Raw genomic sequence first — 3,879 nt, 5'->3', positions numbered from 1 at the left:
CGGAAAGCAACCGACAGTTGCTAATTTCAGCCGTCAAATTGCTTTTAACTGCATTCCTCAAATTGATGTTTTTCAGGACAATGACTACACCAAAGAAGAAATGAAAATGGTGTGGGAAACGCAAAAGATTTTTAATGACCCCAGCATTAGAGTCAATCCAACGGCGGTCAGAGTTCCAGTATTTTTTGGGCATGCAGAAGCTATCCATATTGAGACACGCCAGCCAATTACTGCCGAACATGCAAAGCAGCTGTTAAGTGAAGCTCCGGGTGTAACTCTGATGGAGCAAAGAGAGGAGTTTCCGACACAGGTCGGTAATGCCGCTGGAAACGACGATGTGTTTGTAGGGCGGGTCAGAGAAGACATTAGCCATCCAAATGGTCTTAATTTGTGGGTTGTGTCTGATAACATCCGCAAGGGTGCAGCAACGAACAGCATACAAATTGCCGAAACTTTAATTCGTGATTACTGGTAATTTAACCGGCTGTATGTCATAAAGTTTTTTAAACTAACGCCGTTAAAGATAAGAGCAAAGCGCGGGCAGAGACGAAGGAATGAGAAAAACGATTAGAGTGCAGGTATTGAGATACTTTTCGCTGGCAGCCATTGCGTTGTCCGGCAGCATGACAGTCGCTGCAGCAGGTTGGCAGGACGGTGTTGTTATAAAAGGAGCCAAAGGGTCTGAAGCAACTGATGTTCGTTTAGGTCAGGAGCGCTATGGACCTATTACCAGATCTGATACCTTATGGGATATTGCCCGTCGCTATAAACCTCATTCCAGTGTCACACAATACCAAACGATGGTTGCTATTGTGCAGGCCAACGATGAGGCCTTTGTCAATGGCAATATGAACCGTATGCTTGACGGTTACTACCTGCGCATTCCTTCCTTGCAAGAAATTGAAATGGTTAACCCTGAAGCCGCACGTCGTCAGGTGGTGGTTGATGGTCAATTGCAAACTAAGTCTCAGGAACTTACTGAGGCAGAGCAAAGCACTCAGAGAACTCGCTCCGAACAACAGCAACTACTTGAAGAAGCTCGACAGAAAGCTGAACAGACGATTCAGGAAGTTGAACAACGTCAGGAACAAAACTTTAAAGAGCTTCAGTCTGACATTCAGCAGTCTATGCAGGCTGTTGAACGCATGTATGGTGAAAACCAGTCGCTGCAGGAACGAATCGATGCGCTAGCGGAGCGCCTCGATGAACTGGCTGCCAGCGTAAGTAAAACTGATGAACTAGAAGCTCAGTTTCAACAAGTATTAGCTCAACAGAGACAAATGCTTGAGCAGCAGGCTCGGGAAGAAGCGGAACAAGAGTCTGGTTTTTCTGATTGGCTACAAAGCCCATTGAATATGTTGTTGGTGTCGGTGTTGCCTGCGCTGCTTATTATTGGGTTAATTGTATTTTTCTTCTTACGGCGATCGTCAAAATCTAAAGCGACGGAAGAAGAAGAGCAGAGTTCTAACAAGGAGTTGACCGAGGAAGAAGCTGCTGCCGAGTTGGATAAAGAATTATTGGGTGATGTGCCTAAAGACAGTACTGATGGTCTGTTCGATATCGACGGTGAAGACACCTCCGATGATGATGGTGACGATCTTAGTGCTTTAGAAGCAGAATTAACCGGACAGTCTTCGGATGCAGACGAAACCGACTTTAGCGTCCGTCTCGATGATGAAGACAGTGAACCGGAACAGAAAAAGCATGAGCCGAAAGAAACCGTCGATGAAGATTTAGATGAAGATGATCAAGCGGTATTGCCTGACGACGATGATGATGCCGGAGAGCTCTCTCAGGATGAACTGGATCGTCTGTTTGGCGAGGCCGGTGATGATGACGAACAGGCAATAGACCTCTCTGTTAATGATGAGGAAGAAGAAAAACCGGAAGCGGCTGAGCAGCCAGAAGATGCACAAGCAGACTCAGCGGTCAGTGAAGATGAACCTGATGAGGAAAAGGCTGAGCAGGACGCTACCGATGATATTGACGATATTCTTGCTGATAATGCTCCGCAAGAGACCGATACAGATGATGAGTCGGTAACAGAGGAAGCGGCGGAGAAAAGCGACGCGGACGACGAAAGTGATGATTTATTGCCGGATGACTTTGATGATAGCGGAGTCGATGACGTTTTAGCCGATTTAGGCTTAGCTGAGAATGAGACAGAAAAAGGTGAAGAACCCACTCAGGACGAGACTGATGAATCTGAACTGGAAGCGGCAGAGCAGTCAGCAGAAGCGCTAGAGCCTGACGAGAGAACCGAGGAAGAACCGCAAGAGCAGGAAGAAGATGACCTGGAGCAATTGCTTCAGGAGTCGGATGAATTAACTCAGTCACTGGACGAGCTGGATGACTTAGAAGAGGAAGTTCCTGAGGACGATGCCGAGCTTGATGAAGCGGAAGATGAAGCCGATAAAGAGTTAGAGTCACTGTTCGGTTCGAGCGAAGAAAGTGATGAGAGTGAAGAGGTCGACTCGTTTAGCGCAAAAGACGACGAGGACTTTGTTGATATAGATTCTTTGATGGCCGAAGCTGACGAAGAGGAAGAAGATACCGATCGTTATCAGTCGTCTGCGGTTAAAGACGTATTACCCGATGATGAATCGGGTGATGCTGAAAATGCTCCTGAGGATGATGATCCCTCAGCTCAGCTGGATTTAGCCAGAGCCTATATCGAAATGGGTGAAGAAGATGAAGCTCGGGAGATTCTTCAGCAATTAGCAGAAGGTGACGATGAAGCGCTGGCGAAAGAGGCCGGCGCGTTGAAACAAAAACTCGATTCGTAGGATTAAGCTGTATGCGAATGGCCTTATGCCTGGAATACGATGGCAGCCGCTATTATGGTTGGCAACGTCAACGTGAAGTTATTAGTGTCCAACAATGCGTAGAACACGCTGTCAGTAAAATAGCCGATGCGCCCATTGAAGTAACTTGCGCCGGAAGAACCGACGCGGGTGTTCATGCAACAGGGCAGGTTGTGCATTTTGATATTCCGGTCCCCCGGGCGGAGCCAGCCTGGACACTGGGCGTAAATAGTAATTTACCTGCAGGGATAGCAGTACGCTGGGCTCAAGAGGTCGATAGTGAGTTTAGCGCTCGTTTTAGTGCTACTTCGCGGCGGTATCGATACATTATTGCCAACACGCGTTTTCGTCCCGGAATCCATTCGTTTGGCGTTAGTCATTATCATCAACCACTTGACGAAAAAGCTATGCAGGCCGCTGCACCAGCCATTATTGGTGAGCATGACTTTACCACATTTCGTGCCTCACATTGTCAGTCTCACACGCCCTTTCGAAAGGTGACGGACTTAACGGTAGAGCGCCGCGGCGACTATATAATTATTGATATAAAGGCTAACGCCTTTTTACACCATATGGTCCGAAATATTGTGGGAAGCCTAATTGTAGTTGGGCAGCACGAACAGCCACCTGAGTGGCTTGCAGAGTTACTACGACAAAAAGACAGGACCAAAGCGGCGGCAACGGCGAAGCCCGGAGGGTTATATTTGGTCGAAGTTACCTATCCTGAGAGCTATAATATACCTCAGGTTCCCCCGGGACCTTTATGGTTAGGCGACTAAGGCCACTGTTATGACCTCTTTGCTTGATCCATTTGTGGTACCATGTAAGCTACATCACATTGACTAATAATAGCCTTTGGGCGGAATAGTATGAGCTGGATAGAAAGAATTCTTGCGAAGCCAAAAATTAACAAACGTCGGGGTGTTCCAGAGGGCGTCTGGAGTAAGTGTACTGCCTGCGACAACATTATTTATAAGGCGGATTTAGAGCGTAGCCTTAATGTCTGCCCGAAATGTGATCACCATATGCGGGTTACTGGCCGCAGTCGGTTGGACATTTTTTTAGATAACGACAA

General features: G+C 47.3%; 3 protein-coding genes and 1 pseudogene. All 4 read left to right on the top strand.

Translation table 11 applies throughout. The annotated features are described in order from the left end of the window. Nucleotides 1-475: aspartate-semialdehyde dehydrogenase (locus tag B3180_RS05830; protein ID WP_286843497.1), on the top strand; the 475-nt coding region annotated here is incomplete at its 5' end. A gap of 79 nt (nt 476-554) precedes the next feature. Beyond that, entirely contained in the window at nt 555-2,786 is a 2,232-nt protein-coding gene (locus B3180_RS05825; protein ID WP_273023410.1) for a FimV/HubP family polar landmark protein, read from the top strand. Between the two features lie 11 nt (nt 2,787-2,797). Beyond that, complete coding sequence (gene truA / locus B3180_RS05820) at nt 2,798-3,583, top strand: tRNA pseudouridine(38-40) synthase TruA (RefSeq protein ID WP_054486969.1); 786 nt, start codon at nt 2,798-2,800, stop codon at nt 3,581-3,583. A 90-nt stretch (nt 3,584-3,673) separates the two neighbouring features. Beyond that, nucleotides 3,674-3,879 (top strand): annotated as a pseudogene (locus tag B3180_RS05815) (acetyl-CoA carboxylase carboxyl transferase subunit beta); the annotation flags it as partial.

Source organism: Idiomarina sp. UBA4206 (assembly GCF_002383015.1).
GTDB classification, from domain to species: domain Bacteria; phylum Pseudomonadota; class Gammaproteobacteria; order Enterobacterales; family Alteromonadaceae; genus Idiomarina; species Idiomarina abyssalis.
This window is presented reverse-complemented; position numbering and strand designations above follow the sequence as displayed.